Annotated in this window: 3 protein-coding genes; all 3 read left to right on the top strand. The window is 59.6% G+C overall.

From position 1 onward, the window contains the following. The first annotated feature begins 67 nt into the window (after window positions 1-67). From L8V22_RS00810 to L8V22_RS00800, 3 genes are read left to right on the top strand one after another with little or no spacing between them, the layout of a single operon-like run. Complete coding sequence (locus L8V22_RS00810) at window positions 68-3,022, top strand: DEAD/DEAH box helicase (protein ID WP_238800811.1); 2,955 nt, start codon at window positions 68-70, stop codon at window positions 3,020-3,022. After that, complete coding sequence (locus L8V22_RS00805; protein ID WP_238800813.1) at window positions 3,022-7,701, top strand: Eco57I restriction-modification methylase domain-containing protein; 4,680 nt, start codon at window positions 3,022-3,024, stop codon at window positions 7,699-7,701. The genes L8V22_RS00810 and L8V22_RS00805 overlap by 1 nt, the downstream gene beginning before the upstream one ends. Window positions 7,702-7,758: 57 nt before the next feature. Further along, on the top strand, window positions 7,759-14,430 hold the full coding sequence (locus L8V22_RS00800) for a DEAD/DEAH box helicase (RefSeq protein WP_238800815.1): 6,672 nt from the start codon (window positions 7,759-7,761) through the stop codon (window positions 14,428-14,430). The last annotated feature ends 15 nt before the right edge of the window (window positions 14,431-14,445 follow it).

Genomic DNA, 14,445 nt, shown 5'->3' with positions numbered 1-14,445 from the left:
GCTTGGCTCGAACTATTGAACCACGCAATCCACGATGGAGTCCGTCTCGGCTGCTAACTTGGTCTTCATGAGTGCCTCCGATTTCTCTCAGCTCGCCCCCGGCGTCACTATCTCTTGCCGCGACGAGCACTGGCTGGTGAGCAACGTCACCCGCACCACTGATGGGTTCCGCATTCGGGCCCGTGGAGTGAGTGATTACGTGCGGGACACCACCGCGACCTTCTTCACGGCGCTTGATGGCATTGAGGTCTTCGACCCGGCCAATGTCACCGTGACCCCGGATGAGTCTTCGCACTTTCGGCATACTCGTTTGTGGTTGGAGTCGACGTTGCGCCGCACGCCGGTGCCGCTGTACCAAAAGCAGCTGGAGGTAGCCACGGACATGTTGGCGGACCCGCTAGATTACCAGCTCTCCGCGGTGAAGTCGGCGCTTTCAGACGAGCGCATCCGCCCGCGCGTGCTGCTCGCAGACGCCGTGGGCTTGGGTAAGACGCTGGAGATCGGCATGATCCTAGCGGAGCTCATCCGCCGCGGTAGGGGAGAGCGCATACTTGTAGTCACGCCGAAGCACGTTATGGAGCAGTTCCAGCAGGAGCTGTGGACGCGTTTTGCCATCCCGCTGGTTCGCTTGGACAGCCAGGGTATTCAGAAAGTGCGCCAGAAGCTGCCGGCATCGAAGAATCCGTTTACCTATTTCCCGCGTGTTATCGTGTCCATGGATACGCTCAAGGCACCCAAGTACCGCGCGCAGTTGGAGAAGGTGCGTTGGGATGCAGTGGTCATTGATGAGATCCACAATGCGACGAACGCCGGCTCCCAGAACAATGAGCTGGCCCGTACCTTGGCACCGACCACCGAGTCGCTCATCCTGGCCTCGGCCACCCCACACAATGGCCGCGAGGATTCCTTTAAGGAAATCCTGCGTTTGCTTGACCCGCTGTCAGTCCTGCCTGATGGCTCCATCGATATGGAAGCCGCGAAGAAGCTCATCATTCGCCGCCATCGCAATTCACCCGAAGTGGCTTCGGTAGTAGGAGAGAAGTGGGCCAAGCGCGGTGAGCCCCGCAACATTTTGGTGGACGCTTCCCCGGAGGAAAATGCCGTGGCGCGTGCTATCGCGGAAGACTGGGTAAATACCCCTGCAACGACGGCGAATGATCGCCTCTTCCCCTGGACCTTGGTTAAGGCCTTCCTATCTTCCCCGGCGGCCTTGGAGGAATCCATTACGGCGCGACAGAAGCTTGAAAAGCCCAAGGAACAGGACAAGCTGGATCGGCTTAAGGAGCTCAACAGCAAGGTCACGGAGGAAAACTCCAACAAGTTCGCCGCCCTCATTGATTACCTCATGGACATCGGGGTGAAGAAGGGCTCGGAGCGTCGCGTCGTTATCTTCTCTGAGCGCGTGGCAACCTTGCAGTGGCTGCAAGAAAATATCGCTAAGCACCTAAAGCTGCCCAAGGGCGCCGTGAAGGTTATGCACGGCGGCCTGTCGGATTCGGATCAGCTGGCGCTTATTGATGAATTCAAGCGCACCGACACTCCTCTGCGTGTCCTTATCACCGGTGACGTCGCCTCCGAGGGCGTGAACTTGCACGCCCAGTGCCACCACCTGGTGCACTATGACATCCCATGGTCGCTCATTCGCATCCAGCAGCGCAATGGCCGCATCGATCGCTATGGCCAGGAACACGAGCCGGAGATTACCTCCCTGCTGCTGGACCCGAAGGATGCTGAGGTCGCTGATTCCATTGGTGAGCTGCGCGTTCTTACCCGCCTCATTGACCGCGAGTATTCCGCTAACCAACTCCTCGGTGATGCTGCCCCGCTTATGGGCAAGCACAATCCCAAGGCAGAGGAGGATGAGATCCGCGCAGTGCTCATGCATGACCGTGACTTCGATGAGGTCGTTGCTTCCCCTGAGGAGGTACTCACCGGGGCGCATGCGAAGCCCGCACTTGTCGACATCCCCGCGGAAACCCCCACCTCCGGCCTCGGCGATGACATCTGGCAGCTGCTGGTAGCAGCCGCTGTTGAGGACACCGGAGGCGCAGTGGAGACGGAATCCTTACCTTCCGAACCCACACAACGGTCTGCTCACCACAGCCTCTACCGCGCGGAGAAAGACTACTTGGACGACGCCCTCGTGGAAGCCTTCCACGATGAAGCCGATAAGTCTTTAAACGCCGGCGGCGTGGCTTATGAGTCACACGATAATGACATCGTGGAGCTCACCCCACCGCGGGATCTGCGCCGGCGCTTTGATTACCTCCCGCAAGATTACGTCTCCTACCGTAAGGTCACCGAACGCCTTATGCTGGCAACCTCGCAGCGCCGCGGCAATCAGCACCTCAAGGCCGCACGTGAAGGTGATTCGGAGAAGTCCTGGCCGCGCGCCCACTACCTTGGCCCGCTGCATCCCGTATCCGAGTGGGCTGCTGATCGAGCGTTAATCAACATGCCTCAGAGCGAAATCCCCGCGGCACTCGGTGCGGTGGACAAGCCCACGCTTCTCCTCATGGGAACGCTCACCAACTCCCGCGGTCAGGTGCTCTCGCGCACTTTCCTCACCGCTACGGAGGGCCCTTTCGGCTTCGACGTCCCTGCTGGACTCCAAGCCGTGGATGTTGAATTCCACGAGGACGTCTACGCCTGGCTGGGCCGCATCGGTTTGACGGCGAACGCGATTAATCCCGGTAAGTTCGCTGTTCCCGATGACGCCGATCAGCTTATCGCTGCCGCGGTGGAGGCTGCGCATACCAACCTCTCCATGGTGAAAAACACCAACCTCGAACAGGCGCAAAGCCGGATCGCCGGATGGCAGCACCGCGCGAATACCTGGCAGCAGGCCAACTCTGGCCAGCAGACCGTCAAGATTAAGGACACCAAGCGCCTTATCCACCAGGATGAAGAGCTTCTGAAATCCATGGCGCCGGAGCGTTCCCTCGTACGCCCGCTTGCACTCATCCTTCCGGATACCACCGCCACCGCACACACCTATTCCAACGAAGCAGAGGCACGCTAATGGCAGACTTCGATTCCATCATCAACGTCGAGGAATGGATCTCAGATTATTACCTCACTACCGATGACAAAGGCAGCTCCTTCGGCAAGCGAGCAGATGATGCTGTCAAAGAGTGGAAGAAGACGGACAAGGATGCAAAGAACGCCGGCTATGAGCACACGCAATCCCCGCTGTTGCGTCTGACTTCCCGCAGGGAAGCGCTGCACACCAAGCTTTCCGGACTGTCTATGGAGGCCTCCGCAGATAAGCTGCACGAGGTCTACGACCTCATCGCCGAGGCCTTCGGATACCCAGCCCCCAAGCGCCTGGAGTTCTCCCGCAACGGCCAATCGCTGACTCTGACCGCAGCCGCGGATAAGAACCACTCCTTGGTCGTCCTTCGCGCTGGACAGATGGATTCCGTGGAGGACCTCACCACCATTCCACTACTGGACGCGGACCCAGAGCTGGGACAGCAGAACTCCAATGGTGAAGCCAAGCCCCTCGACATCACCGCTGCCAAGCTCGTCGGGGAGCTCTTCCTCACCGAGCAAGCACCCGACCTCATCCTGGTCCTTGCCGGCCGCTGGGCAGTCCTGGCTGAGAGGGAAACCTGGCCGCTGGGCCGCTACCTCGCCGTGGATCTAGGCCTGGCCGTCGAGCGCAACGACCAAAAGGCCAAGGGCGAGCTGACCCGCGTGGTCGCTATTCTCGCCGCCGAACACACCATGCGCGGGGCTGATGGCACCACCTGGTGGCTCGATACCCTGACCCAAGCCCGTGAACACTCCGTCAAGGTGTCTGAGGAATTGCGCGGAGCTATCAAGGCCTCGATTGAAATCATCGGCAACGACGTGTTGCAACGTCGAGCGTTGCAACACCTGAATAACGAACAACAGCACGCCAGCCACGACATCGACGGCAACGAACTAGCCAATCAGGCTCTACGATACCTTTACCGCATCCTTTTCCTTCTCTTCGCCGAGTCTTCCCCGGAGCTGCAAATCCTGCCCACTGGGGACAATGACTATGACGAAGGCTATGGCCTTGCACGCCTGCGGGACCTCATCCTTACCGAGCCTTCCACGCACCGCACCCAAAACGGCACGCACCTCTATGAGAGCCTGCAGTTGCTGTTCGACCGTGTGAATCGCGGCCACGATCCACACGATGAGAACGATGAGTTCTTTGATGAAAACGCCACCGAGGATGGCCTAGAGTTCCGCAACCTCGACGCAGACCTCTTCAAATCCGAGGCTACGTTCTACATTGATGAGGTCAAGCTCTCCAACCTTGCCTTGCACCGCGTGCTGCAGAATCTCCTGCTTACCAAGGAAAAGCGGGGGAGTGACCGTGGTTTCATCTCCTACGCCACCCTTGGCGTGACCGAGCTAGGCCAGGTTTATGAGGGCCTGATGTCCTATACCGGCTTCATCGCCCAGGAAGACCTCGTTGAGGTGGCCAAACGCGGTGACCCTTCCAAGGGCTCCTGGGTGGTTCCCGAAGCACAAGCGCATACGCTTCCGCAGGATTCCATCGTTTACGAAGACCGCGAAAGCGAGCATGGCGGTGTGGAGCGCGTCCAACGCACCCACGCCCGAGGCAGCTTTGTCTACCGCCAATCCTCCCGCGACCGTGAGCGCTCCGCGTCCTTCTATTCACCACCCGTCATCACCGAGTTCACCGTTGGCCAAGCCATCGAGGAACTCACAGCCACCGGCCGCATCGACCAAGCCGATGACATCCTCACCCTCACCATTTGTGAGCCTGCGATGGGCTCCGGTGCCTTCGCCGTGGAGGCCGTCAACCAGCTAGCAGAGCTGTACTTGACCAAGAAACAGTCTGAACTTGGCAAGGAACTTCCTGGCGAGGACCGCGCCCAGGAACTGCAGAAGGTCAAAGCCTCCATTGCGCTGCATCAGGTCTACGGCGTGGACCTCAACAAGACCGCGGTCGAGCTTGCCGAAATCTCCCTGTGGCTCAACACCATGACCAAGGAGCTAAAGGCTCCGTGGTTCGGCCTGCACCTGCGCCACGGCAACTCTCTGGTGGGTGCTACCCGCTCTACCTTCAGCGCCAAAGAAGTTTCCACCACGGCATCGAAGAAGAAGGGAATCCAGAACTACCTCACGCTGACCCCGCAGCACCATCCGCTCAAAGAATTAGCCGAGGCTATCGATGCCAACGAGACGGACCAGCACCCAACGGGTCGCATCCACCACTTCCTCGTTCCCAGCCACGGGTGGGGAAGTGCCGTGGATGCCAAGGAATTGAAGAACCTCGCGGCGGAGGAAATCAAGGCCATGAAGGCCTGGCAGAAATCCATCTGCAAGCCACTGAACAAGACTCAGACCAAGCTCGCCACCGCACTGTCCAACCAGGTTGAACGCCTCTGGGAGCTCTCCCTAGTCCGCTTGCGCATTGCCGAGGACCAAATCCGCCGTGACCTGGACCTGTGGGGCCAGGAGCCCAATACCGCCAAGCGCGCGGACGTGGTCACCCGCGCCCAGGTGGAGGAAGAACTCCTCCACAACAATGAAGGCGCCTACCTTCGCCTGCGCACCGCCATGAACGCATGGAATGCCCTCTGGTACTGGCCTGTCACAGCCACCGATGAGCTTCCCGATATCACCGAGTACCTCGCTACCATGCAGGACCTCCTCGGCGTCCCGAACGAAGGCCAGAAGCGCTACCGCAAGGACAACCAATACGCCTTCGGCTTCGACATGACCTGGGATGAGCTGGACTACGTCGAATCACTCGATCGTTCAACTTCCAGCCGAAAGCGCTACGAGGACGTTCTCAACGTCCACCCCTGGCTGAAGACCGTCAACACCATTGCCCAGGAACAAGCCTTCTTCCACTGGGACCTCGACTTCGCCACGGTCATGGCTAAAGGAGGCTTCGACTTCCAGGTGGGCAACCCGCCGTGGGTGCGTCCGCGTACCGATATGGACGCGTTGCTGTCCGAGCACGATCCGTGGTTCAGCCTTGCCAACAAACCCACCCAGGCGGAGAAGAAACAGCGCCGTGAGCTCCTTGCCGGCAACGACGCCGTCCTAGAGACTCTCTCCAAGGGCCTTGCTGAGGCGGTGGTGACCTCCGCAGTGCTTGGCGACGCCACCCGCTACCCCCACCTGCAAAACCAACAGCCCGATCTCTACCGCGGCTTCATGGAGCGCACGTGGGCCAACGCCGCCGAGGACGGCATTATTTCACTCATTCACCCCGAGTCCCACTTCACGGAGAAGAAGGCAGCGCCGCTGAGGGCTGGTGCTTATCGACGTCTTCGTCGTCACTGGCAGTTCATTAACGAGCTTGTCCTCTTTGATGTGCATGATCTCGTGAAGTACGGGATCCATGTTTATAGTAGCCGCCGAGAAGAACCGAGCTTCCTTTCTGCATCGGCGTTGTACCACCCACGTACCGTTATTGATTCTTTGGAACACGACGGAAGCGGAAAGCTGCCAGGTTTTAAGGACGACAATGACAACTGGGATCTACGTCCGCACCGGGACCGCATCATCACGGTCAATGAAGACACCCTCAAGGTATGGAATTCGATCATTGAGGAACCCGGTACGCCGCTACTTGAGACACGAACCGTTTACTCGGTGAACAGTGAAGCTGCCGCAGTTTTGGCCAAGCTGGCTGTGGCACCACGCATTAAGGAATTAGGACTCCAGTTCTCAAGTGGCTGGCACGAGTCAGCAGATAAGAAGGCTGGTTATTTTGATACCTCGTGGCAGCATCCGGAGTCCTGGGATGACGTGATTCTCCAGGGACCGCACCTTGGTGTTTCCACCCCGATGATCAAGCAGCCGAACCCAACAATGAAGCACAACCAGGATTGGTCGGAGATTGATCTCGAAGCCATTTCGGAAGAATTCATTCCAGCGACGGCGTATCTACCCAATCGCTCGTTCGAGACTTACGACCTTGATTACGGAGTGTGGGAAGCCGATGGTGAAAGAGTGAAGGTAAAGAACAGCTACCGTGTTGCGTGGCGTCGAATGGCAGCTACTACTGGATTTCGCACTCTTTATCCTGCGATAATTCCGCCCGGAGCGGCGCATGTACACCCAGTCCAGAGTGCAGGTTCTTCAATTGCTGCGGAAAATACGGCTTTAGCTGGGGCAGGAATGTCATCGTTCACTGTAGATTTTTTCGTCCGCAGTTTGAATCCGTCTGATTTGCACCCCAGCATCGTGAATGGTTTGCCTTATCCCCAAAGGTTTCAAGAGGAACTTGTTGGAAGATACCTTCAGCTAACTTGCATGACAGAGAAGTATGCTGACTTTTGGAAGGATTGCCTTGGAATTGATTGGTCCAAGGATACTCCACTCCGCAACGCCCGCGACCGCTTCCATGCTCAAAACGAGATTGATGCGATGGTGGCATTGTCGTTGGGAGTGACGTTGGATGAGCTGCTGATGATTTATCGCACGCAGTTCCCGGTGATGAGGCGGTATGACCAGGAAGATTTGTATGACGCTAATGGTCGTAAGGTGCCTAAGGACGTGCTGAAGCTGGAGAAGAAGCTGAAGGATGGGCAGCAGCTTTCGGAGGCGGACCGTACGTGGACGCATCCGCAGTCGGGCGTGGAATACGTCTTTGAGTATCCGTTTGCGCCACTGGACCGTGAAGCGGACTTGGCGGCGGCGTATGAAAAGTATGCTGCGATGATGGACCAGCAGTAGATTCGGAAACCAGAAGCGAAGCGAAGCAAAAGACCGAAAGTATTGAAGTAGCACCTTATGTCGAGTCTTATCCCTACCTACGCCTCAAACCACATTGTTGATGGATTGTCGGAGTACCTCACCACAACGTTCTCACTGGCGGAGGATCTGACTTCGCAGCAACTGCGGGAGTTCCTCAATGACCCAAAGGGCGGCATGTTCTACGGGCCGTACGTGCGCACGCGCTTGCCGTACGCACCGGCGCAGTCGTGGGATGGGATTCTGGGGTGGTTGCCGTCGGGATTTAAGCCTTATCGTCATCAGGCGGAGGCGTTTTCTAGGCTGGCGTCTTTTGACTATGTCACGGGTGAGGCACGGCGGCCTTCGCCCACGCTCGTGGTGACGGGTACGGGGTCCGGTAAGACGGAGTCCTTCCTATATCCGATTCTGGACCACTGCCGTCGTTCCACAGGGAGTGGCATCAAGGCGCTGATTCTGTACCCGATGAATGCGCTCGCCGCTGACCAGGAACGTCGTTTGGCAAAGTTGTTGCACGCGGAAGCGGAGCTTGCGGGGGTAACTGCGGGTATCTACACCGGTGAGGTGGTGTCGGGTGGCCGGAGGAAGGTCTCAAAGGATGGCCTGATTTCTGACCGTTCGGTGCTGCGGGATACCCCACCGGATATCCTGCTGACTAACTACAAGATGTTGGACCAGCTTCTCTTGCGAGAACAGGACCATGAACTGTGGGAGAAGTCCGCGCAGTCCTTGCAGTACTTGGTGCTGGATGAGTTCCACACGTATGACGCCGCCCAGGGCACGGATGTGGCGATGCTGCTGCGCCGCTTGGGTTTGATGCTCAAGAAATATCAGCCTGAAGGTTTCCTTTCTGCTGAGGATGCGGAACGTCCCCTGGGCAAGGTCACGCCGGTGGCGACCTCCGCGACGTTGGGGGACAAGAGTGCTGAAGGTGACGGGAGCGCCCAACGCGGTCCTTCTGCGGCTGATGCGGAAGCATCACACGGCGATATGCTGTCATTTGCGTACACGGTCTTTGGCGAGAAGATGCCGCCGGATGCGGTCGTGGGGGAGACACTCATGGGCGTGGAGGAATGGCAGGCCACGGTGGGGCCATTGGCCTCGAAGCTTAGGGAAGGTAGTGCTGATGAGATTTCGTCGGTGGCGGGTGTTCCTACTGCTACTGCTACCGATACCGCTGCGCGTGCGTCTGCGCTGCCTCATTCTGCGTCTCCTTCAGTTGAAGTGATGCAGTCTGTCGTTGATGAGGTAGCTGAAGCTGTTTCTGGCTCTGGGGTTGCCGTTGCCGCTTCTGGTTCTGCTGATGACGCGGCGTCGTTTAATGCGGCGGCGTATGCAGCGATGTGCGAGCACGTCTTTGGATGCTCCACGGATTTGGCTTCCTCGGTGTTGGCAATGGCCGGCAACAAGTTGGTGTGCGCGATTCTGAAAGAGGCAGCTACGCCCGTGCCGCTGGAGCACGGCGAGGCTGGTGTGTCGGGGACTGATATTGCGGCAGTGGAACCGCTGGTAGCGCGTGTATTCAAGGCTACTGTGCTGCGCAACAACCGTGAGCTCGCAGTAGAGTTTCTATCCCTGACGTTGGCGTTTATGGCACACGTGCGTGCAGCAGTTGGTGAGGCGCTGGGCTGGGATGGAAAGAAGCTTCCTGGCGTGGAGCTGCACCTGTGGGTGCGGGAGATCTCCCGCATCGATAGGGCAGTGGCTTCCGAATCGCACGATTCGGTCTTCCGTTGGTCGGATGATGGTGGGATGGGCGCGCATGTAACACAAAGCGTGAGTGATGGGCGCAAGGCGTGGCTGCCGGCTATCTATTGCCGCCACTGTGGGCGCTCCGGATGGATGCTGGCGGAGCAGCCAGGTGGGGACACGTATGTCACCGCACCGCAGGAGATTCGCCGCATTGCTATCAGCGCGCCGGAGCGTCAGCGCCCGCTCATTGATGCCACGAGTGAGGTGGCGCAGGGTGTGCTGCGCGCCGAAGATGAGAACTCGCGTGTGGCGTGGTTGAACCTGGATGTGCCAGAGCTTCGCTCGGACGCACCTGATGCGGAGACCATGGAAGAGTCCCCAGTGGTGCCGGTGCTGGTCTATAGCGGAGAGGGCGCGGAAGACCGTGCGAAGGCGCAGCAATGCCCATCCTGTGGAGAAGACGATGCGATGCGCTTTTTGGGTTCCTCGGTGGCCACGCTGCTCTCCGTTGCATTGAGCAACCTGTTCGGCATGGATGACTTGGATTCCTCGGAGAAGAAGACGCTGGTCTTTGCTGACTCTGTCCAAGATGCCGCGCACCGAGCCGGCTTCGTGCAGAGCCGTGCGCGAGCTTTTGCCTTGCGTGCGCGTATTTGGCGTGCAGTTCGATCCGTTGCTGACTCCTGGGATTCAGGTTCGAATGCGGATGGCTTGTCTGACTCATCGCCGGCAGTGCAGTTGTCAGACGTAGCTGCCCGGATGGTGGAGCAGGCGCGTTCGGAGGCTGACCCGGCGGTGCGTTCACGTGCACTCTATGAGTTGCTACCGCCGCAGCTAAAGGAGTCACCGCGCTTCCGTGCGGTGTGGGAGAAAGGGGCTGGTGCTGCAGAACAGCGCAAGGCACTGGCGGCGCTGCAGTCGCGCTTGGACTTAGACTTGGCGCTGCAATTCGGTGACCGAGTAGACCTGCCACGCTCGTTGGTGACCACCGGAACGCTGTCCGTGGCGGTAGACGTGGATGATGCGGTGCTGCTATCGGCTGCCCGCTCGGTGGCAGGCACACTGGCCACGGATGCGGAGCTTCTGGCCTGGGCACGTGGCGTGGTGGAGTACATGCGCATTGCCGGCGGTATTGCGCACCCGTGGCTTAAGGAATACCTGCGCCAGGATTGCAACCCGTGGTTGCTCAACCGCCGTCAGGCACGTGCGAAGGGAATTCCGGCCTTCGTGCGCGGTGGTGCGCCGAAGTTCCCGCGCGCGGGTGCTGCTCTTAAGGGCGCGCTGGGCAAGCGTGACAACAATGCCACGATGCCGCTGGATTCGCAGAAGGGCTGGTACGCCAGGTGGACGAAGGCGGCGCTGGGGGCCTCGACAAGCAGCGCCTTCGACGCGGCCAACCAGGTGACAGAACTGTTCAAGCAGCTCGAATTCGAAGAGGTGGTGACCTCCGTTCCCACGGCCACGAACGGGCGCGTGTATGCGCTATCCCCAGAGAACATCGTGGTGCGCGAGGAAGCCGAGCCGGTGCTGTTGGAATGCCCGGTGTGCCACCTGCGCGTCGGCGTGGACGCTGGTGCGCGTGCCGCCATGGATAGCGTTGCCTGTTTTACGTTGTCCTGCACCGGACACTTCGAGTTGGTGGACGTAGAGGACAACTACTACCAGCGGCTTTACCGCACCACGAATACCCGCACCGTGGTGGCAGAAGAACACACAGGCTTGGTGCCTACACCGCGGCGCAAGGAACTTGAAGATGAGTTCAAGCGGCCTTTCGAAGAGCAATCCGCGTCCGCACCAAACGTGCTGGTGGCCACGCCGACGTTGGAGATGGGCATCGATATTGGTGACCTCTCCACGGTGATGCTCTCCTCCATGCCGTACACGGTGGCAAGCTACGTGCAGCGCGTGGGCCGCGCCGGGCGTTTGACGGGTAACTCACTCATCGTCGCACTCGTGCGCGGCCGTGGACGAGCACTGACTACCTTGGAGCATCCGCTGGAGACCATTGCTGGTTCGGTCACCGCACCCGCGGCGTATCTCTCCGCGCGCGATATTATGCACCGCCAGTTCGTGGCCTATCTCATTGACAGCACTGATGTGGCCAGCTCAGTCGAGCAGCTGCGCAGCGCGCGCGATGTGTTCACGCATGCGAGCTACTCCGTGGTGGATGCTCTCAGTGAGCTGTCTGCTGAGACGGTGGCGGCGGCCTATGAGCGCTTCGCGGCAACTGTCGCACCGCATGCGTCTCCGGAAGTATTAGCTGAGCTGCGGCAGTGGTGCTTGGCGGACGATGCTGGGACTTCTGGTCCGGCTGGCTCTCCTGGGGCGTCCGGTGCGTCTTCCGGAATGGAGATGGATTTGCACGCCGCGCGTGAGCGCTGGAGTGCCACGCAGCAGCTGCTGCTGGGGCGCCTTGAGGTCTTAAGCAAGCGCGTTACCGAACTTAAAGGGCGTGTGGAAACCACCGCGGTGGAAGATGAGGACCTGAAGAACCAATATGATGCCACGGTGGCCTCCCAGCGGTTCGTGCGCAAGCAGCTGGCAGACCACGCCGATGAGTACTGGATTAGTGCATTAGAGCGCTTTGGGCTGCTGCCGAACTTTACGCTGCTCGATGATGCCGTGGAGTTCGACCTTGCTGTGTCCTCCTTCAATGAGGAGGTCCAGAAGTTTGAAACGGAGACCTACAGCTACAGCCGTGGTGTGTCCTCCGCGCTTACTGAACTTGCCCCGGGTAACACTTTCTACGTCCAAGGCGTGGGCGCCCAGGTGGATTCGGTGGAGCTGGGTGAGCACCACTCCGCGCTAACGCAGTGGCGCTTGTGCCCGGAGTGTTCCTATTCGGAAGCCACCGGTGCGGTGCTCTCCAGCGATGAAGATGTGGCCGTGGCCGCGCCACGGGTTGGTGCGTGCCCAGAGTGTGGGGCCAAGGGCTTTGCGGATAGGGAACAGTTAGTAGACGTGGTGGAAATGACCAAGGTCTATGCCACCGTGGATGCTGCCCGCTCCGCCATTAGTGACATCACCGATGACCGCACCTCGTTGCGCTTCCAGACGCAGCTGAGCTTCAACGTACCTGAGGGCGGGCGTGGTACGGCCTGGTACCTGTCCGATTCCGGCTTCGGTATGGAATACCTCGCACATGTGGAGATGCGGTGGCTGAACCTTGGCCGCCATGGTGGAGGAAGCAGGCGCACCTTTGCTGCCGTGGACCGTGAGACCCCGCTGTTTAGAGTATGTGAACGCTGTGGCCACCTGGATTCTGATGTGGGCGCCAACCGCTGGCAGGACCACGCGCCCTGGTGCGAGTACCGCAATGCAGCAGAGGAGCACTCCATTAGCTTTGCGTTGGGCCGCAGCCTAGGCACGCAGGGAGTGCTGGTACACCTGCCGGCGCTGCTCGGCATGGTGGAATCCACCACGCTGCCTTCATTAGTGGCGGCGCTGAAGTTGGGTTTCAAGGAATACCTGGGCGGAAACCCGGATCACCTCGACGTGGAGCCCGTGCGCGTGGATTCCGATGGCAGCCCGGTAGACATGCTGCTCATCCATGACACCGTGCCGGGCGGCACGGGCTATCTCGCGCAGTTCACCGAGCCGGCGCATGTGCGTCAGATGCTGCTCGTGGCGTATCAGCGGCTGTCCTCCTGCCACTGTGCCGAGGAAGAGCGGCAGTGCTGCCCGTCCTGCTTGCTGCCGTTTGCCCGCAGCAGCCAGATCCCGCAGACCTCCCGGGAGGCCGCGGTGGTGGCCCTGCGCAAGATTTTGGCCGATGATCTCCACGTTCCCACGGATTCCGACCCGTCTGAGTTCACCTGGGAGGGCCACCTCACCGAGGAGCGCCCAGAGCGCAGCGAGCAATCCAAGTTGGAATTGCGCTTTGTGGAACAACTGCGCGCGGACTTTAAACAACTGGGTGCTACCGTCGTGGAATCGATGAAGGGCAACCACGCGCAGTGGACCATCAGCTTTGAAGGCTCCCGCCACGAGTGGGTCATGGAGGAACAAAAACAGATTGGTGGCACCATCCCTGACTTTGTCTTCTCCACCCGCGATAGTGCGATCCGGGACATCGCGGTGTACCTCGACGGTGCGGCCTACCACGCGAGCGAGGTGCACAACCGCGTCAAGGATGACTTTGATAAGCGCAATGGGCTCTATGAGAAAGGCTACTTGCCTTGGTCGCTGACCTGGCAGGACATTGATGCCCGCCAAGCCGCAGTACGCAATGAGCCTAAAGATCCGCCCGCGTGGGTCAGGCCGGATCTTCACGCGGCGTTGGCCAGCAAGCTCAATGCCTCGTTGGAGCGGCTTTATCTTCTGGAGCGTGATCCCCTAACGCTGCTGTTTAACCTGCTCATGCAGCCCTCTAGGGATTGGGACAGCCTCAGCAAGGCTGCTTTGCTGGAAGCCTCCTTTGGCGGAGCGCAGGTACCGGGCGGATTTGAAAAGACTCACCTGGGTGCTGTGACAGCCGGAGTGGGCGATGCACACCGCCGAGTGCGTTTCGATGCCACCGGTGTTTCTGAAGACCTCAGCGCGTGGCGCCTCTTCTTGGGCTTGAGCAACATGGCCTACCTTGACCCCACTCTGGCGCGGGTGGAAGTCACCGAGTCCGTAGTGGAAGATGCAGTCGCGCTCGAGGTAGCCCCCGATACCCCGGCTGTAGACCCGGAAGCCCCTGCAGAGCCTGCTGAAACAGCGCCGCAGGAAGCCATAACGCCTAGATGGGAAGAGGCCCTCGAAGCCTTTGGCGACGAGCCGGAAGTGTTTGAGTCGCTGCAAGCGATGGCTGTAGCCGGTATGCCAGAGCCCGATGCAGAATCTATCGGTGGTGAGGTCTCCGGCATCCCTGTGGTCGCACAGTGGCCTGCGGCCAAGGTGTTGTTGCTCTTTGCTGAGGATGTCGAGGACCTGCAGGCCGACTTCGAGGCGGAAGGATTCGCGGTATTCGGCGCGGACTTTGGTGCAGCGGGTACTGTTCCCGAATCCCTAACTGCAGCACTGGAACCTTCCTAGACTTGTCGTATCCGT

The organism is Corynebacterium yonathiae (assembly GCF_027570195.1).
Taxonomy (GTDB): Bacteria; Actinomycetota; Actinomycetes; order Mycobacteriales; family Mycobacteriaceae; genus Corynebacterium; species Corynebacterium yonathiae.
This window is presented reverse-complemented; position numbering and strand designations above follow the sequence as displayed.